Origin of the sequence: Albibacillus kandeliae, assembly GCF_003116585.1 — a bacterium.
Lineage (GTDB): Bacteria > Pseudomonadota > Alphaproteobacteria > Rhodobacterales > Rhodobacteraceae > Albibacillus > Albibacillus kandeliae.
In genome coordinates this window covers 1-20,024 of sequence record NZ_QEHM01000006.1, presented here as the reverse complement: position 1 = coordinate 20,024, position 20,024 = coordinate 1, and the positions used below count along the sequence as shown (strand labels likewise).

Sequence of the window (20,024 nt, the reverse complement as noted above, 5' to 3'; positions counted from 1 at the left end):
GTGTCGGGAAGGATCATGACGCTTTCTGCGCCGCGGGCAAGGGCAGGGTGACGTTTGGCAGCGCAACCAGTCGTGACCAGCGCCGGGCCGGGGTCTCCGGCAGGCCGCGCCGCAGGGCCGCCAGCGTCAGACGGTCGGGCTGGCGCATCAGCTCGTTGTAGAAGCGCAGCGTGCCGGGGCGGGTGTAGACCGACCAGTGACAGATACGCCGGTCCGGCTCTCCGATCGGGGTGCCAAGCCGGGCGAGGTGGGTGCGGGTGGTATCGCAGTCGATCTGCAGGTTCAGCACGTTCGGCAGGTCGAGGCCCGAGCCGAGCGCTCGGTCGCCGCGCTCGCCGGGCGCCACGAGGCGCTCGAACAGGAAATCGAACATGTCGTTCTCGCGGCTGGTCACGTTGAAGAACTCGCAGGTGCGCCCGGCCGGGGTCTGCAGCGCGGCGCGCGTGCGCGAGAGAAAACCGGCGCCCGCCATCGACACGATCCGGTCGACCGATCCGGCGGGCAGGTGGTGCAGCGCCTCGAGCGCCAGTTCGATGCCCATCGAATGGGCGAGGATGTGGACGGGGCGCCCGGGAGTGTGGCGGTGCACCTCGGCCATGACCCGGGCCAGCGCACGACCTGCCTGCACGGCGCGCTGCTGCGCGGCCCAGGGCAGGCCGCGCGCGTCCCACCCAAAGGCGATGGCAAGGCCCTCGCCCGCGTGGCCGGTGCCGAACCCCAGCTGGCGCGGCCAGCTGGGCGCACGCCACGGCATGTCCTGAGGATGCAGCGCCATGATGTGGAGATGGGGGCAGTGCTGGAGAACGCCGGGGCGGTACTTGTAGCCGTGGATCATCACGATCACCGGCCCCTGGTCCTCGTGGCGTGCAATGGCCTCCGCGACGCTGCGCTTGCCGCGATGCAGATGTGCCTGTTCCCCTCGTGCATTGATCCTGATGATCGGCATGGCATCTCTCACACTATATGTTGTGTTGCCCTATGGCCGATGCATATGACGCGGGCGTGACGCGCGCGTTACAGCCATGTGACCGGGGGATTGAGTGGTTGACGCGCAACATAACGGGGCGTAAAGCGCCGTTCAGACGACGTGGCGATTTGTTATCGGATTTTTGCGTCTTTAACTAGTTGGGATTTATAAATTAATTGGTGATTTTGTGGGGTGAGGCATACCTTGGGGAATACTTCCCTCGTGCCTCACCTAACCTACCTTCCTCGAAAGCTCCTGTCTGGCCTGCTCTGCGCAGGCGTCGATGTACTTCGCGAGGTCCGAAATGTGGACGCAGCGGGGTGCCTTTTGGCCTTCGCCCAACCTAGTCAGAGGTAAAGGGATTTCGCCGCTTTCCAGTTTTCGGAGGAATACTTCTCGGCTCATGCCGCCGAAGTAGTCTGCGCGAAGGGCGTCAACGGAAACCAACGGGTTCCCTTCATACTTCGCGGTAAGTAGCCAGAACGTATTCAAGCCGCGGCCTCCTGATTGGTCGCCCAGCCGCCCCATTGGTCGGCCATGGCGGCGGCAATGCCGGGAAAGGTTTTGCTTCGCTGCTTCCATCGACCTGGTCCGGGGCTGGCGCGGTGGATGGCGGACCAGCGTTTGTGATCTTCCGTTCCCTTGTCTGGCGGTGTGAGCCTGTCGGTGGGCGAAAGGGGTGGTAAGCCACGCAGATAGAGGCCTGTCGCCTTGAACGCGGGCTCGCCGAACCACCACGGCTGAACATGCTGCGCTGCGGGTTGATAGTTCTCGATCCGCGCCTTTGCATGCCGATGCATCACGGGATTCTCTACGGCCACTCGCGGAACCGGTGCGTTCCAGCAGGCGGAGAACAGTGCTGCGCCTTCGTCGAGCTCCGCCCACATGTCCGGTAGGCTGCGGCCCTTGGGTGGAGCACTGAGCCAGCGCACGCCGCTGTTACAGAGGCGGGTGCAGGGTGGATGCATGACGGCTAGCAGGTCCCAGCTCATGCCCAGCACATCGCGGATGTCGCATTGCATGTGCCGGTTGCTGCGGTCATCCGCTGGGAGTAGATCGCAGGACCAGGCGTCATGACCCCGTTCAAGGAAAGCACGCCGCACCACGCCCGAAGTCTCACAGCCAATCAGGACACGCAGGGCCTTCATGCTGCTACCTCGGCCCGCGCCTCGCGGCGAGCAAGGGTCATCAGTCTGCCCTTGACCGAGTTGGATCTACGGCCGAGGGCTCGAGCGATCTCGGCGACGGGCGAACCTTCAAGCTCCATTTTCAGGATGCGCTTGTCTTCTTCGGCCGTGAAACGACGCAGAACGTGGTTGCCGCGCTTGATCTCCATGGGCCCGGTCCATGGGGGCGGGTTTTCGCACTGGGTCGGGTGATCAGCCCCGAGCTTGAGGCAATGATAGTAGACTGCGCTCGCGGACATGCCGGTGCGCTCGGCGATAGCGGTATAGCTCAGTCCGTCCTCGCGCAGTGCGGCGGCCTTCTCGGTGAGCTTGTCGGTGTACTTTGGTGAGGGCATTGCGATCTCCTGCTTTCCGTCGCTGCCCCCTCTCGCGAGGGGGCAGAAAGAGAAATCAGGCGCTTTCGGGGGTGCCGAAGAAGAGGGGCAGCTCGGTAGCTTCCTGAGCCCGGTCTACGGCTTGCTTGAAGGCGGCTTCGAAGGACTTCTCCGGGTTGTAGAGCGTCATGATGAATTTCACCGTGCTGCCGCTCTTGCGGTAGCGGAACCGCACGGCCATCCGGTAGGGCGCGTCACCCCGGAAAACAGGGATGGTGATGATGAGCAGGTTCGGGATGCTCAGCGGCTTTCCTGCGGCGTCCTTGTGCTCGCTGGAGAACATGATCTGGGCCTCGCCGGTATCCCGGTTCGTGGTGACGGAGAGGTCGCTGGTCTCGAATACCTGGAACTGCTTGGACATTTGCAGCAGCTGGGACAGCTGGCCGAATTTGCCCTCGATCTGGTTCGCGGTGCTGATCAGGCGGTTTTCCCAGCTCTGGTTCTGCTCACTCTCGGCGCGGTTCAGGATCGCGGGAGTCGGGTCCATGATGTCCTTGGCGTTTGCCTCGATGAACTCGCCCATTTCGTCCTTGTCGAGCGGTTTGCCAGAAATGCCGATCCATGCCTTCCACTCGTCCGAGAGTGGAAAGCTGTAGACGGCGCGGTGGTGGCAATGGCGCGCGGTCTCGTCGCCAGTGACAGAGTCGGGATTGATCGGCCCTTCGGCGTGATAGTCGGCAATGCAGGTCAGTTTGGGCGCCGCCATGTCGGGCTTGGCGAAGAGGGCGGACGTCTCGCCCTTGAAGCGGTTAGCCCAGTGGATCAGGCTCCCGAGTTCTTCGAGCGCTGCGGTGCCTTTGCGGCGCGCAGGTTTCAGGTACTCGGCGGCGGAGCGCAGGTCGCTGGTGATGTTCTCGATCTTCCGGTGCGTGGGCAGCGCCAGCATGGTCGCTTTGGACAGGTCGAGCTTCTCGGGAAGGTCTACGGGGTCGTGGCGTCCGAGCTGCTCCATGACCTTGCGCATGGTTTCAGCGGTGTTCTCGGGTGTTTGGATCTCTTCGAAGTCCATTGGTTCACTCTCGATGGGTTTCAGGGTTGGGGGTTAGTCGGCGTCGCGGACCTCGCCGGTGTCAGGGTCGAAGTCCGCGACGTCGCGGACGGGTTCGTTCATCTGCCGCATCATCGGGCTGTAGAGCGTTAGCTCACCCTGATCGTTGATGAACGCCGCGGCGCTGGAGGGGGGCTTCTTCGGGCCCTTGAAGGTGGCGGTGGCACCCATCGCGACGTCGCCCGAGTTGCCAAGCGCATAACTGACAGTGATTGTCATGCTGCCCGAGCAGCCTTTCGCGCCGTGCTCGCCTTTGTGGTCGAGCAGATCGACCTGCAGCTGCCGGTGGTCCTTCATGAGTTCGCGGAGGAAGTCGCCGCCATCGAACAGGGACAGGATCTGTTCGAGGGTGCGCATCCGATAGGGATCGTTGTTTTCGACCTTGAATGTGGCCGGGGGCTTCATTGCTGTCATCACGCGTGAATCCTCTCTGTTAACGCGGGCTGGCGATCCGTCCTCGCCAAGCGTCGAACTCGGTTAGGACGGTGTGGAATCGGTTGGCGGCCTCCGCACTGCTGTCGAGCTCCCGGCGGCTGGCGACGTTGCAGCAGGTCCGGAGATACTCGGCGGTGGCGGAGGCGTTGAACTGGCCTTGGGGGAGGCCAGAACGGACAGCGGCGAAGCGCTGGAAGCGGGGGTCATTGCAGAGGATCCCGGCTCTTCGAGCTAACGGGCTCTGCGGGTCTTTCGGTTGCTGCTCCAAGGTGTCGTTCCCGGCAATGGGGGCGCGGCCGGCTTCGTGAGTGGTGGCTGTTTTTGCCGCGCCCCGGGTGGTGTTCAGAGGAATTGCACGGCGACGTAGAGGCCGACCGCGACCCAGAAGATCACGGTCGCGATGGCGGCCCATGCAAACGCTCGCAGGGCACTCAGGTTGTCGAGATGCTCGACCTGGTGCCAGTTGTCAGGGATGGCCCCTTGGTGCTGCGCGTCCTTGTGGTCCATCTTCTTCGTGACGCAGTTCATGCCTGCACCCATTGGGCAAACAGCCAAAGAGCGATCAGCAGCAACAGGATGGTGGTTGTGCTGCGCAGGGGAGCAGGTTGTGGGGCCCGATCAAGCAACGCGACGTAGCTCCGGAAGAGCTCAGCCGCCAGCGATGCCATGAGCATGACGAAGAGCGTGATCGCGCCGTATCCGAGGGCGGTGGAACTGATCATGCCGCGAGCTCCTGCGCCATGCGGTCAATGGCCTTGATCCAGTTGGCGACGGCTTCTTCGGAGTCCGCGCCTTGTTCGTAGATGCCGAGCACGCTGATCTCGGCGAAGAGGCGAGAGCTCTGCTTATCGTCAACAAAGGTGCCGCCATAACGAATGCAGGCAAATTCCATCGCTGCCACGCGGGCGGCGGGGTCAAGGTTCTTGAGCCTGTCGGCGAGTTCGGTTCGGGCTTGGCCGAGGTGGGCCGATATCTGCGCGGGGTTGGTCGCTTGAAAACTGCTGCTTGTGCTGACTTGAGCCTGCATCTTGCACCTCCATCGGTGAGTGATGGAGGGCAACGTATAGGCCTATAAGCCTATGTCAACAACATTAATAGGCCTATAAGCCTACTAATGGGCTGTGATGCGGGTCGTGCTCGTGCAACAACCGGTTTAAAAAATGTGTTTTCGATTCTCTTCTTCGGAGGTGCTGCGACGGAATACGCCTCGCATTGACGCTTCGGAAACCACGGCTGCGCCTTTTGGCGGGCGCGATTTGGCCCGGCTTGGGGGTGACGGATGAGATCGGTTGGGGGAGAGAAGGACTAAGTATGACCGATCAAGAGATCATTCGGGCTCTTCGGAGTCTTCTGTCTGGGGGAGATGAGCAGCAGCAGCTAAGCCTCGTCCGTACCCTAAGAGCTCGCGGAGCAAGTGATCAGGTAGAGAGAGCGCTAGGCGCACAATTTCTTGCTGTTCTGGGGTTCGAGCTTCGCCCATGAAATCTTCAAGCGTCGTCCCGAGGGCGGCGCAGATTTTTCGCATGGTGGCTACGCGGGGGCTTTTGTTGTCCCGGAACATGGTGCGGATGGTGCTGTTGGCGAGGCCAGCTTGCACCGCCAGGTTCGAGACGTTGAGCTCGGGGTCGGCATCAATCACTGCCTTTAGGCGGACCAGGAACGGCTCGGTGATGCGTGTTTCTTCCATAGCGTATTTTAGGCCTATCTTGCCGCGCCCAGAAATCGGCTAATAGTGCTTGACCTTAATAGGCCTAAAAGCCTATTCATTCGGATCATGGAGCAGTTTCTGAAAGATGTGAGCGACTACGCCGCGCAGGTGAACCTGAAGCCTTCAACGGTTATTCAGCGAGTCGGCGTGAGTGGAGACAAGTGGCGGCGCTGGCAAAGTCGCGAGAGCAGCCCAACGCTTCATACCGTCGATCGGATCATGAAATTTATTTCTGACAATCCGCCGCCCGAGCGCAGCGACGACCAGGCGGCGGCAGCATGAGCGATCAGGTCAAAGGTTTTCTGAGGTTCACCAGCCACACAAAGAGGATTGGGTGCAGTGAGGGCGCGTCTTGAGCGTGTCGGCGGGCAAATCATCCGTGTGCGCCTCCTCTCGTGCGCGGGTGAAGGGGGCAGGCCGTTTCGAGTGGCAACAAGGGCGGCCTGCCCATCTAGATTTGGAGTTTCCGGCATGAAGCACGTCAACCCGGGCAGCGTTGCAGTCGGCGCCCGTCTTTCCCGTACCACGCCGGCTAACTCCATGTCGCGGTCCGAAATTTTGGATATCCACGTTAAGCGGGCTTTGCCGCTTGCACGGGCCCGGAACGCGGAAGAGGCAGGGATCTCGGCAGATGCCTTTCGCCGGTGGTTTGCCCCCAAATTTGCGGAGTTCCTAAGGGCAAACTTTGCCACCCCTGAGCATGTCGCTGTGCAGTTTGGGGTGCGGAACTCGACCGCATATAACTGGTGGTCGGGGACAAACAGGGCGAGCGGCGACACCGTGGCGCTGACCTTCCTCCACTTTCCAGAAGCTTCTGCTTGGTTTCTTTCCGAATGGGAGCGGCAAAAGTGACGGATGGGCTAGATGTGCTCGTTGAGGACCTTCTCAAGGTCGAGTGTCAGTTCCTCGGCCTTGTCGAGAAATCTGCTGAGCGCTTCAAACGCGGGTATATCGCAGAGTGGCGCCGGTTCGTCCAAGGCGACTTGAAAGTCAACAACGTAGTCGTCGTGGATCGTTGCTTTGGCCGGCGTTCGAGCAATAAATACCTCGTTCTTTGCGGTGTTCCATACTTTTGGAACCTGCGTCGAGACGCGATAGACCCCGGTTCCGGAGATACTCGGGCGCTGCAAGATCACCGCCGTTGTGTTAATCGCGAACCCAACAGTGTGTTTGGCATTTGCAAGCTGTGCGATTCTTCTGATCGTGTCATTGCCCCCGATATACCCTTTCCCAGTGTAGTATGGTTCCTGACTGTAAATGGAATCCCTCAGCACCTCAGGGATAATGTTCTTTTTCTCAACACGGCCCCTCATGTCGGACGGGTCCCGGGACCACGGCATGTGGAGATTCCCTCTCTTTGGCAACTTTCCAAGGGCTTTGGTCGCAGAATAGATTGCCTGGTCGAAGGCATTCTTCCCGCTTTGGATCGCCTCGGCCGCCAGTCTCTCCATTTTAAACGGATAGGGCTGAGTTATTCGAAACTTGTAAACAAAGTCACCGGTCGCAATTTCGGGGTACTCAACTACCGAATAGGGCCTCGTTGGCACGACGTTTGGCGGAACAAGCTTCTCGGAGAAAAAGTCAGAGCTGGCCTGCCTAAGTTCATCCAGAGCCGCCCGCGCAATCAGGATGGTCTTTCTAGGTTCTTGGAGGCGGTGCATTCATGATCCTTCAGGGCTACGGCGGCAGTTCCCGAAATAGTGGTTCCAAAGTTTTGGACCAGCTTTCTATAAAGTGTCTAGTCGTTGACAGAATGCCAGCCGGCGACTTGGCGCTCCATGCAGTAAACCACCATAGCCCAGTCCGGGCGCCACTTCTCGTCACATGCGACTTGTATCTGGATGCCAGTCTGCTCGGGGACGCTGGCTACAGTATCGGCAAGCTTGTTGATGGCATCCATCTGCTTGTCCGTGCAGTAGGAAACCATGTCCCATTTTATTCCCCACTTCGCCGCACAGTGGTCGAGCGTCTCGTCAAAGATTGGGCCCGTGTTGTTTCTGACAAAGGCGAATTTCTCGAAGCCTTCTTTACGGCGATCAATGCAGTAAGCAATCATGTCGTATTTGGCTCCCCACTTCGCGGAGCACTCGGCCTTTACTTCTGCTTCACGAAAATCGAGTTCCTCGGCCATCGCGGCCGGGGCCAGGAGTTGGCTTGCGATAAGGGCCGGAATTGTCAGTCTCAAATCATTGTTCCTGTTTCTGACTGTGATGTTGAAGGGAAACCTGTTCGCAAAGCGTCTAAAAAACAAGCGATTAGTGCGGTTCAAGACGTCGCGGTTGGCGGAAAGGGTAGTTCCGCGGTAACGCCGAAACGGGGGCAGGCGCACTTGCAGGTGGCTCCTCAATACCTCTCTGTTGGACTTGGGGCGCAGGGCCGCTGCGGTGGTCACGCGCCCTCTTTCTCTGGAGGCGCGCTTTGACGCCTTGGCAGAAAAAGGTCGTGATCGGGGATTGCACCCTCTACCTCGGGGATATGCGCCAGGTGCTTCCTGCGCTCAATCTCCGCGCCAACATGACCATGTCAGACCCGCCTTACCGGATTGTCAGGGGGGGCAACTCCACCGGCGAAATGGGCGGTTGCTTTTCGCGCGATCGATACAGTGGGAACGGCGAGCTGTTTCCGATTGTTGAGTGGGCCGACATGGCGCCGTTGATCTACGCGGCCTCGGCCGAGAGCTCAGACGCCGTGATCATGACTTCCGACCGTGAGGAATGCGCTGCTCGGATGGCCTTTGAAGAATCCGGTTTTGGATTCCATCGGTTGCTGGTCTGGGACAAGGCGACGGTGACGCCAAACCGCTGGTACATGCCGAACTGCGAGTTTGGTCTCTATCTCTATCGGGGCCGCGCTCGCCGGATTACTGACTGCTCCTCAAAGGCGCTAATTCGGGTGCCACATCGGGACGTGACGGATCATCCGACCGAGAAACCCACGGCGCTGCTGCAGCACTGGATCCGTAACTCGACCGAACCCGGCGACCTGGTCCTTGATCCCTTCGCGGGTTCGGGCTCGAGCTGTGTCGCCGCGATCAAGGCGGGCCGCCGTGCAGTTGGCATCGAGCTGGACCCGAAATGGTTTGAGGTCGCCTGTGAGCGGGTTGCTGCAGCCCGGTATGTGCCGGGCCTGGAACTGACCGTTTCGGCCTACGAGCAGCAGGAGCTCGGACTGTGACGTCGCTTTCGCCGATCTTGAAGCCTGTCGATGCAGACGAGCTGGAGCTCTACCCGATCTCGGTTAAGGATCGGTTGGACTCCCACTATTTCATGCAGTGGAACCTGAAGCGCTGGCGCGCGAGTGAGTTCCGCCGGAAGGCGGATCCCGAGGTGGGCTGGTATGGGTTCAATCTCTTCTGCATCGCGCAGGACGAGACCCCGGTGGGCACGTTGCCATGTGACGAAGAGCAGCTTGCCTATGAACTGCGCGTCCCGCTGGAAAAGTGGCGGGCGATGATGGAGCGCAAGATCACACCGCTGCACAACTGGCACCGGGTCCGGTGCGATAATGGAGAGGTCCGCTTCGCGCATCCAATCGTCACGCTGGTGGCCGAGGACGCGTTGAAGTCGAAGAGGCTCAACGCCGCGGCTAATGCGAATGAGCGCCACCGGAAACGCGTGATCAGTATTCGGAAGAGCTTGTCGGGGATTCCTGGCGCTTCCCGGTTTGCCGAGGGTGACGCTTGGGTCGAGCAGATCAGCGATTGGATCGAGGCCCAATATCCGGGTCGTAGCTGCACCATTTCGCGGGTGAAAGAGGCGTTGAATGCTCTCTCATCTCGGGTGTGAACAAGTCCTCAAAAGTTTCCGGCGGAAAAAAATAAATCTTCCGGCGGAAGAAAATTGGAAGGTTTCGGAAAGTTTTTTTCTTCCGAAATTTGCGGTTCTGAAAGGAGAGAGGAAAAGAAATGAGAAAGAAACGATAGGGCCGTGCCCCGCCAAAAATGACCGTTGGAACAGCCGAGATCGGCTTACAGGCTTAGAAAAGGTGAGCAGCAATGACCGGAGAGTCAGGAAAGGCGAAGGTGAAGCGGATTCTGATCGAGCCGCTGGTTAAGGGGGGAATGCGGAAGAGCCCAAAGCACAAGGCCGAGGATCACTGTGCGATGCTGGACCGGATCGCCGGCAAGTTGTCATATCTCTCGGAGGAGCAGCTCAGCGGCCTGCGCGAGTTCTGCATCAGGGCGGCCAGTGGGCGCGAGCATGATATCTGGCCGGAAGAGCAGCATATCGTGAACTGGGCTTACCGGCAGGAGGCGCCACCGGCCGAGCGCAACGAGTATGTCAGCAGCCTGATGCGGAGCGCGATGGGGCAGAAGTCTTTCATGGGCGGTTACCATGTCGAGCTCTTCATTGCCGCCTGCCGCTGGGGGCCGCCGCCTTCCAAGTATGAAATCTCAAAGCTCCGGCAGCGGGCCGACGACAATCGCTCGAAGCGGGAGCGGGTGCAGCGCGCCGTGTCGCGTGGCGACGTGGCCGAGTTAGACCGGCAGTGGCTGGGTTGGTTCGAGGACCAGGAGCGGCGCTGCCTCGAAGTGATGCAAGCCGAAGGCGAAGGGGCGCGGGCGTGAGCGAGCATGTGGTGATCGTCGGGGTGGATGGCGCGGCTGTCTTGACCCCGGTTGAGAGGTATCGAGCCGATAAGCTCAAGCGGGAGCTCGAAGAGGCCGAGCGGATTCGCGCGGTCAAGGCTCGGGGCGCTGTTCCGGGGGCTTGCGGATCCGCGGTGCCGGAAGCCCCGGCGCGCGGGCCGTTTCAGGTTGTGCGGCCGCAGCAGCTCTATCCCAAGGGAGAAGAAGGCTGGGCTTACAAGGACGCGGGTCATCAGGGGCGATCCGTCATGCGATGCCTCGATGCCTTTGACGTCATGGCTGCAGGAGCGGCGAGGAAAGGAAGGGCTGCACCGTTCTCTACGGGTCAGGTTGCGATGGGCAGACACTATCGGACGCTGGTCGAGCGCCACGCCTGTGCCGGTGTTCGGTGTTCTTCGGTCGAGGCGCAGCGCTCGGGTGGCGGTCAGGGCGGCGAGTTCATTGATGCAGTGCTCCGAGACAAGCAGGAGATTGACCGGATACGCCGGCGCGTCGGGGATGGTTTCGCAATGGTGGTGCGTCGGGTGCGACCATCGCAGAGGAACCGGCGCAAGTTGATCAGCGACAGGCAGCTGGTTGACATGGTCTGCCTGCAGGATCGGGCGTTGTCCGATGTGCTGGAGGCCTGCGGCTGGGTCGCACCGGGGCAGAAGGCGCAGGGCGCGCACATCAAGGCTCTCCGGGTGTCCTTGGGCGCCGCGCTCGACAGGATGATGGGGCCGCAACGTTGGCAGCAGGAAGCCTTGCGCCGAGACGCCGAGGCGGGATTTTCCAAGTTCGCGGGGCAGGCGAGGGACGGTGGCACCGAGTTCTTCATGGCTGGCATGCAGGAAGGGGCGCCGGTGGTCGATCAGAAAGGGGATTGACGCTTAATACGACTGTGTGCAACAGATTCATCATCATCAACAACTGCGCCCACGGGAAACCGGCGGGCGCTTTTGCGTTCCGGGGATATCGCCATGCCGAAGAAACCCTGTGCGCATCCTGGCTGTTCACGCCTTGTCGATGTTGGCACCGCGTATTGCCAGACCCATGCTGTTTCGGAAAAGCGCGAACGGGACCGACCTTCTGAGGTTCGGCGTCGATCCAATCGGCCGAGCCGGAAATGGTACGCGAGCAAGGCATGGCGCGGGAAGGGGGGCAGGCGTGAGCGTCAGTTGGACACCGAGCCGCTATGTCGGCTTTGCCCTTCGGACTCCAAGCGATTGGCGGAAGTGGCTGACCACGTGGTGCCGCACAATGACGACTATGGATTGTTCTGGTTCGGGGAGCTGCAATCGCTTTGTAAGTCCTGCCATGACATCAAAAAGCAGCGGGTCGAGCGGCGCGCTGGCTTGGTAGGGGGGGGTGAAAAGTTCACGGCCTCCTAGATTGAAACCGGCGGGGATAATCAGATTTCTCCGCGCACAATTTTTGAGGGGGGGGTATGCAGCATAGTGGAACAGACATGCAAAAGCTGGTCGACCTCCTCGGCGGGTGGCCTCCGCACTTCGATGATATGGAGAGGGCCCACGGCGAAAGCCTTCTGCGGTATCTCAAGCGGGACGGGCTCGTTGACGAGCCTGTCTTTGGGCAGGTGGTTCGCTACGCCGTTCATCGCGCGGCCTTTGATCGGTTGTCGGTCCTGATCGTGGATGAAGGCTTCGAGGTCATGGAGGGCAACTTCCTGTCTGGTCTCTGCCAGCAGCGCGCCTTTCATGAGAACAGGCTGGCGGCCTTGGAGAAGGAGCTCCTGGGGACGCCGTATGTGCGGGCAAAGAATGGTGTGGCTTCGCAGACCTCGTTCATGGATCTGCTCGACACGCCGTCTCCTTCCGATGGCGGCGGGAAGGTAACACCCTTCAAGCCTCTGACGCGCAAGGCTGGACGCGGATAGGCCCGTGCTGGACGGAGCGATGGAAACGCCAATCACGCAAAGGGCGCTTGATTGGGTCGATGGTGTGTTGTCGAACGCCATCCCGAGCTGCAAGCGGGTCAAGCTGGCCTGTAAGCGATTCAAGAATGATCTGGCGCGAGCCGGGACTGACCAGTTTCCTTTCGTCTTCGACGTAGAGGCATCTGAACACATGTGCGCCTTCATGGAGGCCTTGCCTCACATCGAGGGGGCATGGGCCGCGCGCGGCGAGTGCATTTCGCTTCTTGGCTGGCAGGCGTACCTGATTAGCCAGATCGGCGGCTGGCGACATATGCTGACCGGGGTTCGGCGTTTCCGGACTGCCTACATCGAAGTGCCCCGGAAGAATGGAAAGTCCACGCTCCTGGCTGGCGTGGCGCTCTACTTCCTCGTGCCGGACGGGGAGCCGGGTGCGAAGGTCTATTCCGCTGCCGCTTCGACGCATCAGGCGCGGATCGTGTTCGATGCGGCGCGGGTCATGGCTCTGACGGGCGAGGTGGATGGGGATCCGCTGGCGGACCTGCTGGGTCTAACGGTCGAGGAACACAAGATCAAAACGGCGGACCCGGCGGCAGTGTTCCAGCCGATTGCCAGCCAGACGAAGTCGAAGGACGGGAAGAACCCGCATTGTGCCATCGTTGACGAGCTGCACGAGCACGAAAAGCGGGACGTCTGGGATTCCATGGCCTCGGCGCTCGGGGCGCGGGAGCAACCGCTGCTGATCGCGATCACGACAGCCGGATACAACACGGCTGGCATCTGCTACGAGCAGCGGAAATACCTGCAAGGTATCCTCGACGGTTCGCGCGAGGATGACAGCTATTTCGGGCTGATCTTCGAGGCCGACGAGGGCGACGATCCGGGTGACGAGGCCACCTGGGCGAAGGCGAACCCGAGCCTTCATGCTGCGAAATCCCTGCAATACATGCAGGACGAGTGGCGCAAGGCGGCCGCAAGCCCGGCCGCAATGGGGGAGTTTCTGCGCAAGCACCTGGACGTTTGGACGAGCGTCGGGGCCTCTGCCATCGATATGGCGGCGTGGAAGGGCAGCGAAGACAGCGGCCTGAGGATTGAGGATTTTGCGGGCCGGCGGGCTCTGATCGGTGTGGATCTTGCCACGCGGCATGACCCGTCAAGCGTCACGGTTGTGTTTCCGGATGCGGATGATCCGGACAAAGGGCCTTTGCACGTATTCAGCTGGCACTTCCTGCCTGAGAAGGTGGTCGAGGCAGCGGGCAATGAGCATCTCTGGGGCTGGAAGCGAGAGGGTCATATTCATACCACGCCTGGCGCGGAGCTGGATCTGCACATTGTCGAGTCGCTCGTGATGCAGTTGTGCGGGGTTGGCGATGATAGCTGGGGCTGGGGCGGCTTGCCCGCGCTGGATGTGGAAATGGTGGTCTATGATGCCCTTTTCGCCGCGCAAATGGCGGCAGCCTGGGAGGCTGCGGGCATCATGGCCGTGGAGTTGCGGTCAAGGGCCTCGAACCTCAACGAGCCCTTCAACAAGCTGATTGCGGCCGTGGACAATCGCCGCCTGATCAATGACGGCAACCCGGTTTTGACCTGGATGGCCGGCAACACGCTTCTGAAGCAGGTGCAGGGCGGAGACTACATCTATCCGGCCAAGCTGGCTCCGGAAGACAAGATTGACGGAATCGTGGCGCTGATCAACGCCCTCTGGCCGCTGTGTCAGGCGGTCGAGGAAGAGCAAAAGGGCGTCGTAACGCAAGGGTTTGTCGATGTTTAAGAACTGGTTTGGCGCCAAACCTGCGGCGGGAACAGCGCGGGTGGAGCCTGTCCTGGCGGCACCTCAGGAAGCGGCGGGCAAGGTGGTCAACCTGCAGTCCTCGGCAAGCTTCGAGGAGTGGTCCGAGCAATTCTCGTTCCTCGGTACCGGCATGGTAAACCGGGATACGGCCATGAAGCTGACCGCAGTTTTCGGCTGTGTTTCTCTGTTGGCGGGTACGATTGGTACAATGCCGGTGCGGGTGATCAGGAAAGGGAAGGGTAAGGGCACCGAAATCCTGACAGACCATCCGGTGCATGCTCTGGTGAATCTTGACCCGCATGACTTCTGGTCTGCCGAGGTGTTCTTTGAGGGGCTTTTTGCGCTCACCTTTCTGGAGGGCAACGCCTACGCCGAGATCGAGCGCAATCGACGTGGTGAGGTTACCGGCCTCAGGCCGATATTTGACGGCACCGCGCGCCCCTTCCGTCGCGGGCGAGATGTTGCGTATGCTCTCACCGAGGATGGCGGTACTGTCGGGCGGGAGCAGGCCGACCTCCTGCACTTCCGAGGATCCGCGACGATCCGGGGGCTCGAGGCGCTGTCGCCGCTGAAATGCTTCGGTCGCTCGATCGGCATTGGTCTGGACGGGGACGAATACGCGTCACGCTTCTACAAGCAAGGTGTCAATCCGCCGGGCTACATCAGCTTTGACGGGAAGGTCAGCGAAGAGATCGCGAACGAGGTGCGAGAATACTGGCATCGCAAGTTCGGAGGGGTTCAGAATTCTCACATCCCGGCGGTGCTTTCCGAGGGCGGCAAATTCACCAGCCTCCTGACCGATCCGGAGACCGCACAACTGTTCCAGTCTCGCTCGTTCCAGGTTCTGGATGTTGCCCGGGCGTATGGCGTGCCGCCGCACTTGATCGGCATGACGGAGAAATCCACCAGCTGGGGCACCGGCATCAATGCCCAGACCGCGCAATTCTACATCACGGGCCTGCGCAAGCACATCAAGCGGTTTGAGGCGGAGCTCTCGCGCAAGCTGCTTACCCCGGAGGAGCGGCTGGACGGTGTGCAGATCAAGTTCAATATCGACGCGCTGCTGCGGGCAGACCTCGCGGCGCGATACGAGGCGCACAAGATCGCAGTCGGCGGTACGCAGCATCCGGGCTGGATGACAGTCGCGCAGATCTGTGAGCTCGAAGGCCTTCCGGCGCCCGATGATCCGGACGCCTACAAGCTCTATCGCCCTGCCTCGAAAGGCAGCGAGGATTCAAAGGAACCCGCGCCCGGCAACCAGCCGCCGTCGCCCATGTTCAAGACAAGCCGAGAGGACGAAGAATGAAGTTCAAGGAGATACTGGCGAAGGCCATGCGGCCGAAGAATGGCGTGACGGGGCTGCGGGTTCGCGCCCTCGACGCCGAGGGCGAGGCCGAGATCCTGGTCTATGACCAGATCGGCTATTGGGGCATCACTGCGGAAGAGTTCAAGCGCGAGCTGAACGCGGTCGAGGCAGATACGATCCATTTGCGTATCGATTGCCCGGGTGGCGACGTTTTCATGGCGCGGGCGATGAAGACCGCCCTCGAACAGCACCCGGCGCGCGTGGTCACCCACGTGGACGGGCTGGCGGCGTCGGCAGCTTCCTACCTGATGTTGGCGGGGGACGAGATCGAGATCGCAAAGGGTGCATTTGTCATGATCCACAACGCGTGGACGATCATGCTGGGCGACAAGCAGGATCTGCGCGACGAGGCGGATCTTCTGGAAAAGATCGATGCCTCTATCCGTGCGGACTACGCCACCCGTACCGGCAAGCCGGAAGCGCACTTCATCGCTCTTATGGACGCCGAGACCTGGTTCGAAGCCTCCGAGGCCGTCGAGGCCGGGCTTGCTGATCGGGTCTACGTGAAGGACGGCGGAACCCAGAACCGATATGACCTGACGGTCTTTGAGAACACCCCGTCCGCGCTGTCCGCGCCGGGCTGGGAAGAAACTGTGGCGGCGCGGCGCGCAGCCCAGATGCGCAAACTTGAGTTCTTCGAACGGGTTGCGCCCTGAACTGCGGCGCGTCCGCATAATCTGAAACCGCCCGCCGCATGGCGGGTTTTTTTATGGGAGTTTGGCAATGTCCAAGCGAATTGCAGAACTGCGCAAACAGCGCGACGCGCTTTCCAAAGAGGCGCGCAACATCCTCGATGCGACCACCGGGGACTATGACGAGAAGCGCGTGGATGAAATCTACGCCGAGATCGAGCAGATCGACGGCAAGATCAAGCGCGAGCAGCAGCAGCTTGATCTGGAAGCCCGTCTGGCGACCGAGGAAGATGATCCGGATACCCCGGCTCCTCGCGGTCGCACCGAGCCGCAGGCCCGGGCAGGCGACGAAGTTCGCACCCTGGTTTTTGATGCCTTCGTGCGCGGTGGCGAAAACGCGGTGAACCGTCTTCCCGAGAACGTGCTGTCCGAATACGCGCGTCAGGTCCAGAATGCGCAGTCCACCGGCGTTGACAGCGAAGGTGGGTACCTGGTTCCGACCACCTTCAGCGGCCAGCTGCTCGAAGCGATGGCGGCGCGCGGTGGGGTGCGCTCGGTGGCCTCGGTTGAAAGCACCGGGTCGGGCGAGCCGATCCAGTGGCCGACCGTCGATGAGACGGCCGAGGAAGGCGAGTGGCTGGCGGAGAACGCGGGCGCCACGGATGGGGATGTGAGCTTTGGCACGGTGATGATCGCTGCACACCTCGCATCCTCGCGCGTGGTGACCGTGCCTTTCGCGCTGCTGCAGGATGCGGCGATCGGTAACTTCGACGCCATGATCCGCCGTCTGCTGTCGGCGCGCCTGTTCCGCACCACCAACAAGGCGTACACGGTCGGGGATGGCGCGGGTAAGCCCACGGGGATCGTCAACGGCGCGGGTCTCGGCCACACCACGGCAGCAGGGATGACGGCCAGTTTCGTCTGGGACGACTTCACCGAGCTGGAGCACTCGATCGATCCGATCTACCGTCGCGCGTCTTCGTGGATGTTCCATGACACCGTGCTGAAGTCGGCCAAGAAGCTGAAAGACGCGGATGGCCGCCCGCTCTGGGTGCCGGGTGTTTCCAGCGAGGCGCCGGCCGAGGTGAACGGGTACGGCTACACCATCAACCAGGACATGGCGGTGCCTGCCGCCGGGGCCGACTCGATCCTGTTCGGGGACATGTCGAAATACCAGATCCGCGACGTGATGGATGTGACGCTCTTCCGCTTCACCGATTCCGCCTACACCAAGAAGGGTCAGGTTGGCTTCCTTGCCATGCTGCGCACCGATGGGAAGACCATCGCCGCCAACAACAAGGCAATCAAGAAGATGCGCCACGCCGCTGCCTAACGGCAGGACGAGAACGGTTGGCCGCCTGGCATGGTGCTGGGCGGCCTTAACGCTTAACGGAAAAGGGCGCTGAAAATGGCTACCAAGAAAACCGCCGCAGTCGCTGGGGATGGCACCAAGGCCATCGTGGCGTTCATGCTCAAAGATCACAGTGAGGGCGACGGCCCCGATGCGGTGGTGTTCACCGCAGGGCAGCGTCTTGAGCTCGGGCCTGAGGAGTTCGAGGCGATGGCCGAGGCGGGTCTGTGCGCCGAGGGCGTCTTTGCCAAGATGCTGAGTGCTGTTGAGGGGGGGCGGTACAGCCTGAGACCTCACCAGAAGATCTGGCTTGCTCCGGCTGTCTATGAGGGCTGGAAGGCCGCTGGCATCTGTGAGGCGACGAGCGATGATCCGGACGTCTCGGCCACCCTCGCAGCGCGCGAGGCAGCAATGCAGGAGGCGGTTGCGGAGCGCGATGCAATCGCACGTTCTGCCGAGAGCCTCCGCGTTGCGTTGCACGATATGGATCTCACCGTTGCAACCGCGCGGGCGCAGGTCGAAAAGCTTCTCGGCATGGTCGGGGCGGTGCAGGGCGATGAAGGTGAGGCCCTGGCGGAGGAGGTCCGCGTTCTCCTCGATATCCTGCCGGACGTTCCTGCTGATGACGCGGGCGACAGCGGCGAGCCGCAGCTGAACCTGTAAGGCGGAGCGGTCCCGATGTGGTTGGAACGGCTGGACGGCGGCGGGGATGACCTGATCACGCTGGAGGATGCGAAGAACAAGTTGCGCATCATCTCTCCGGAAGGAGAGGATGAAGAGCTTGATGCGGAAGTCAGTCGCGCGGTCGCGTCCGCGTCTGCGTTTCTCGACGTGGACGCCGATGGTTTTGGTGGTCTTGGCTTTCCACTCGTGGCGCAGCAGTGGGTGCGCAAGGGAAGTGGTTTCACCCGTGAGGTGCTCCGCCTGCCGTTTCCGCGTATCGTTTCGCTCGATGCAATTCGCTACATCTCGGAGGGCGGAGCAACGGTTAGTGTCCCGCCCTCGGACTATTTTCTTGCCGGTCGCGGGCGGGCGCGGCAGGTCTTCCTGCTGCCGGGGAAGTCCTGGCCTTCGCATGCGTCGCGGCCCGATGCTGTCGAGGTTTTGTTCACATCGGGTTTCGCCTCGGTCAATGACGTGCCCGAAGACATCAAGGCCGCAGCCCGGGAGCTGGTGAAGTTCTACTATGACCATCCGCTGGCCGATGCTGCCACCGGCATTCCGGAACAGGTACAGCGCGGGGTCGACCGCCTGACCAATCGGTACCGGATGTTCGCGGCATGAAGACCGTGGAGGTTCCGCGTCTCGACCGCAGGATCGTCTTCTTGCGGGCGGTGGTCGAGGAGAACGAGGCCGGTGAACTGGAAGCCCTGGCGTGGGATGAGTTCGCGTCGGCCCGGGCTTCCTACGAGCCGGTGAGCGACGGTGAACGTTTGCGGGCGGCGGCGGTCGAGCAGAAGACGGATGCTCGCTTCAGGGTCCGCTGGACGAGCAGACTGGCAATGGTCACCGGCGAGTTTCGTTTTCGGTTCGATGGATCGGATTGGCGGATCACCGGGATCAAGGAAATCGGTCGGCGGCAGTTCCTGGAAATCTCCGCATGGCGGCTGGTGGGGTCTTAGGCCCATGTCGGTCAAGATGAAGATCGAGGGCGCGGGCGATATCGAACGCGCGCTGGCGGAGCTCGCGCGCGGTACGGCCAAGGGCGTGATGCGCCGCGCCATGAACAAGGCTCTGCAGCCGGTGGCGGAGGCGGCGGACAATTCCGCCTTCGAGATCGCGATCACCAGTCGCCTCACGCCGCGCCAGTACGGGCAGGCCCGGGGCGACCGGGCGGCGTCGCGGGTGACGCTCTACGTGGGCCCGGTCGAGAGCGACGGATCGCCGGCGCCGCATGCGCACCTGGTCGAGTTCGGTACGGGCCCGCGATACCACGCCAGCGGCAAGTATGTCGGGGCGGTCATGGCGGACCCGTTCATGCGTCCCGCGTGGGACGCGAACCTCGCCGACATGCTGGCCATCCTGCGCCGCGAGGTCTGGGCCGAGATCGAGAAGGCGGCCGCGCGGGCGGCGCACAAGGCGGAAAGGATTGCGAAATGAGTGTAGAGGACGACCTGAAGGATCTCCTGAAGACACTCGGGCATCCGGTGGTCTGGGGGGCGTTCGGCGGAAATGTGGGATTCCCGCGCATCAGCCTGCAGCGCATCAGCAACGTGACTGATTATTCGCTCAAGGGTCGTGCGGCGATCGAGACGGCGCGCATACAGGTAAATGTCGCGGCCGAACGGTATGGGCACCTGATCAGCCTTGTGCCCTTGGTGTCGCGCACGTTGACAGACTTCCGCGGTGGATCGGTGATCCGCTGCAAAGAGATATCCCGGCGGGATTTTCCGATGGAAACCGGCGGTGATGTGGTCCGGCAGCAAATGCTGGACTTCATGGTGCGGTATCGCGCCTGAACAAGGGCCGGGTCATCGGCTCTCTCTCACAATCTTGAAAGGATGAAGGAATGGCAGACAAGGTCATTGCCGGCGATCTCTGCACCATCAACTGGTCGGACGACGGCGCAACCTGGGCCGAGATCCCGGGCTGCAAGACGGTCGGGATCCCGGAAGAAACCCAAGAATACCGCGATCGCACGTCGCTCGACAGCCCGGGGCGGAGCAAGGAATACGGCGTCGGCCTCACCGATATCAGCGAGCT

The 20,024-nt window shown here is 61.6% G+C and carries 28 protein-coding genes and 1 pseudogene; 17 read left to right on the top strand and 12 right to left on the bottom strand.

Features of this window, described 5'->3' with window-relative positions:
- Positions 1–13 precede the first annotated feature (13 nt).
- From DDT93_RS13470 to DDT93_RS13425, 10 genes are all read right to left on the bottom strand, one after another.
- Positions 14–946, bottom strand: a complete 933-nt coding sequence (locus DDT93_RS13470; protein ID WP_109466377.1) for an alpha/beta hydrolase — start codon at positions 944–946, stop codon at positions 14–16.
- A 252-nt stretch (positions 947–1,198) separates the two neighbouring features.
- A complete protein-coding gene (locus DDT93_RS27165; protein ID WP_408607935.1) occupies positions 1,199–1,495 on the bottom strand; it encodes a pyocin activator PrtN family protein in 297 nt (98 codons plus the stop codon).
- Complete coding sequence (locus tag DDT93_RS13460) at positions 1,456–2,115, bottom strand: hypothetical protein (RefSeq protein ID WP_198654850.1); 660 nt, start codon at positions 2,113–2,115, stop codon at positions 1,456–1,458. Before DDT93_RS13460 ends, DDT93_RS27165 begins: the two co-directional genes overlap by 40 nt.
- On the bottom strand, positions 2,112–2,489 hold the full coding sequence (locus DDT93_RS26515) for a hypothetical protein (RefSeq protein ID WP_109466375.1): 378 nt from the start codon (positions 2,487–2,489) through the stop codon (positions 2,112–2,114). Before DDT93_RS26515 ends, DDT93_RS13460 begins: the two co-directional genes overlap by 4 nt.
- 55 nt (positions 2,490–2,544) lie before the next feature.
- Positions 2,545–3,537, bottom strand: coding sequence for a DUF2303 family protein (locus tag DDT93_RS13450; RefSeq protein ID WP_109466374.1), 993 nt, complete (start codon positions 3,535–3,537; stop codon positions 2,545–2,547).
- Between the two features lie 33 nt (positions 3,538–3,570).
- Positions 3,571–3,990 (bottom strand): hypothetical protein, encoded by a 420-nt coding sequence (locus DDT93_RS13445; RefSeq protein ID WP_157960171.1) that lies wholly within the window; start codon positions 3,988–3,990, stop codon positions 3,571–3,573.
- A gap of 363 nt (positions 3,991–4,353) precedes the next feature.
- A complete protein-coding gene (locus DDT93_RS13435; protein WP_109466371.1) occupies positions 4,354–4,539 on the bottom strand; it encodes a hypothetical protein in 186 nt (61 codons plus the stop codon).
- Positions 4,536–4,733: a hypothetical protein gene (locus DDT93_RS13430; protein WP_109466370.1), complete on the bottom strand. Its 198-nt coding sequence runs from the start codon at positions 4,731–4,733 to the stop codon at positions 4,536–4,538. Before DDT93_RS13430 ends, DDT93_RS13435 begins: the two co-directional genes overlap by 4 nt.
- Positions 4,730–5,038, bottom strand: coding sequence for a hypothetical protein (locus DDT93_RS26510; protein WP_157960170.1), 309 nt, complete (start codon positions 5,036–5,038; stop codon positions 4,730–4,732). Before DDT93_RS26510 ends, DDT93_RS13430 begins: the two co-directional genes overlap by 4 nt.
- A gap of 300 nt (positions 5,039–5,338) precedes the next feature.
- Positions 5,339–5,698 (bottom strand): helix-turn-helix domain-containing protein, encoded by a 360-nt coding sequence (locus DDT93_RS13425; RefSeq protein ID WP_109466369.1) that lies wholly within the window; start codon positions 5,696–5,698, stop codon positions 5,339–5,341.
- Positions 5,699–5,785: 87 nt separating this feature from the next.
- Between DDT93_RS13425 and DDT93_RS13420 the strand changes: the two genes are divergently transcribed.
- Together DDT93_RS13420 and DDT93_RS26505 are read left to right on the top strand one after the other, a co-directional pair.
- A complete protein-coding gene (locus tag DDT93_RS13420; RefSeq protein ID WP_109466368.1) occupies positions 5,786–6,001 on the top strand; it encodes a hypothetical protein in 216 nt (71 codons plus the stop codon).
- Positions 6,002–6,190: 189 nt separating this feature from the next.
- Positions 6,191–6,571 carry a hypothetical protein gene (locus tag DDT93_RS26505; RefSeq protein WP_157960169.1) on the top strand — a complete coding sequence of 127 codons (381 nt, stop codon included), beginning with the start codon at positions 6,191–6,193 and terminating at the stop codon, positions 6,569–6,571.
- An 8-nt stretch (positions 6,572–6,579) separates the two neighbouring features.
- Here DDT93_RS26505 and DDT93_RS13415 read toward each other — a convergent pair whose 3' ends face one another.
- A complete protein-coding gene (locus tag DDT93_RS13415) occupies positions 6,580–7,380 on the bottom strand; it encodes a hypothetical protein (protein WP_109466367.1) in 801 nt (266 codons plus the stop codon).
- A gap of 77 nt (positions 7,381–7,457) precedes the next feature.
- A complete protein-coding gene (locus tag DDT93_RS13410; RefSeq protein ID WP_157960168.1) occupies positions 7,458–8,111 on the bottom strand; it encodes a hypothetical protein in 654 nt (217 codons plus the stop codon).
- Between the two features lie 26 nt (positions 8,112–8,137).
- Between DDT93_RS13410 and DDT93_RS27120 the strand changes: the two genes are divergently transcribed.
- The 15 genes and pseudogenes from DDT93_RS27120 to DDT93_RS13335 all read left to right on the top strand — a co-directional run.
- Positions 8,138–8,893: a DNA-methyltransferase gene (locus DDT93_RS27120; RefSeq protein WP_109466365.1), complete on the top strand. Its 756-nt coding sequence runs from the start codon at positions 8,138–8,140 to the stop codon at positions 8,891–8,893.
- Positions 8,890–9,504, top strand: a complete 615-nt coding sequence (locus tag DDT93_RS13400) for a hypothetical protein (protein ID WP_232825454.1) — start codon at positions 8,890–8,892, stop codon at positions 9,502–9,504. Before DDT93_RS27120 ends, DDT93_RS13400 begins: the two co-directional genes overlap by 4 nt.
- Before the next feature lie 209 nt (positions 9,505–9,713).
- A complete protein-coding gene (locus tag DDT93_RS13395; protein ID WP_109466364.1) occupies positions 9,714–10,286 on the top strand; it encodes a hypothetical protein in 573 nt (190 codons plus the stop codon).
- Entirely contained in the window at positions 10,283–11,173 is an 891-nt protein-coding gene (locus DDT93_RS13390) for a hypothetical protein (RefSeq protein WP_198654849.1), read from the top strand. Before DDT93_RS13395 ends, DDT93_RS13390 begins: the two co-directional genes overlap by 4 nt.
- A gap of 581 nt (positions 11,174–11,754) precedes the next feature.
- Positions 11,755–12,183 carry a hypothetical protein gene (locus DDT93_RS13385; protein WP_109466363.1) on the top strand — a complete coding sequence of 143 codons (429 nt, stop codon included), beginning with the start codon at positions 11,755–11,757 and terminating at the stop codon, positions 12,181–12,183.
- 4 nt (positions 12,184–12,187) lie between these two features.
- Positions 12,188–13,951, top strand: coding sequence for a terminase large subunit (locus tag DDT93_RS13380; RefSeq protein WP_157960167.1), 1,764 nt, complete (start codon positions 12,188–12,190; stop codon positions 13,949–13,951).
- Positions 13,944–15,278 (top strand): phage portal protein, encoded by a 1,335-nt coding sequence (locus DDT93_RS13375; protein WP_109466361.1) that lies wholly within the window; start codon positions 13,944–13,946, stop codon positions 15,276–15,278. Before DDT93_RS13380 ends, DDT93_RS13375 begins: the two co-directional genes overlap by 8 nt.
- Complete coding sequence (locus tag DDT93_RS13370) at positions 15,275–15,994, top strand: head maturation protease, ClpP-related (RefSeq protein ID WP_198654848.1); 720 nt, start codon at positions 15,275–15,277, stop codon at positions 15,992–15,994. The genes DDT93_RS13375 and DDT93_RS13370 overlap by 4 nt, the downstream gene beginning before the upstream one ends.
- Before the next feature lie 67 nt (positions 15,995–16,061).
- Positions 16,062–17,303: a phage major capsid protein gene (locus DDT93_RS13365; protein ID WP_109466360.1), complete on the top strand. Its 1,242-nt coding sequence runs from the start codon at positions 16,062–16,064 to the stop codon at positions 17,301–17,303.
- Positions 17,304–17,378: 75 nt separating this feature from the next.
- Positions 17,379–17,984 (top strand): hypothetical protein, encoded by a 606-nt coding sequence (locus tag DDT93_RS13360; protein WP_109466359.1) that lies wholly within the window; start codon positions 17,379–17,381, stop codon positions 17,982–17,984.
- 15 nt (positions 17,985–17,999) lie between these two features.
- Complete coding sequence (locus DDT93_RS13355; protein WP_109466358.1) at positions 18,000–18,605, top strand: head-tail connector protein; 606 nt, start codon at positions 18,000–18,002, stop codon at positions 18,603–18,605.
- On the top strand, positions 18,602–18,943 hold the full coding sequence (locus DDT93_RS13350) for a phage head closure protein (RefSeq protein WP_109466357.1): 342 nt from the start codon (positions 18,602–18,604) through the stop codon (positions 18,941–18,943). Before DDT93_RS13355 ends, DDT93_RS13350 begins: the two co-directional genes overlap by 4 nt.
- 4 nt (positions 18,944–18,947) lie before the next feature.
- Positions 18,948–19,421 carry a hypothetical protein gene (locus DDT93_RS13345; RefSeq protein WP_109466356.1) on the top strand — a complete coding sequence of 158 codons (474 nt, stop codon included), beginning with the start codon at positions 18,948–18,950 and terminating at the stop codon, positions 19,419–19,421.
- Complete coding sequence (locus tag DDT93_RS13340) at positions 19,418–19,780, top strand: DUF3168 domain-containing protein (RefSeq protein WP_109466355.1); 363 nt, start codon at positions 19,418–19,420, stop codon at positions 19,778–19,780. The genes DDT93_RS13345 and DDT93_RS13340 overlap by 4 nt, the downstream gene beginning before the upstream one ends.
- A gap of 50 nt (positions 19,781–19,830) precedes the next feature.
- Positions 19,831–20,024, top strand: a pseudogene (locus DDT93_RS13335) (hypothetical protein); the annotation flags it as partial.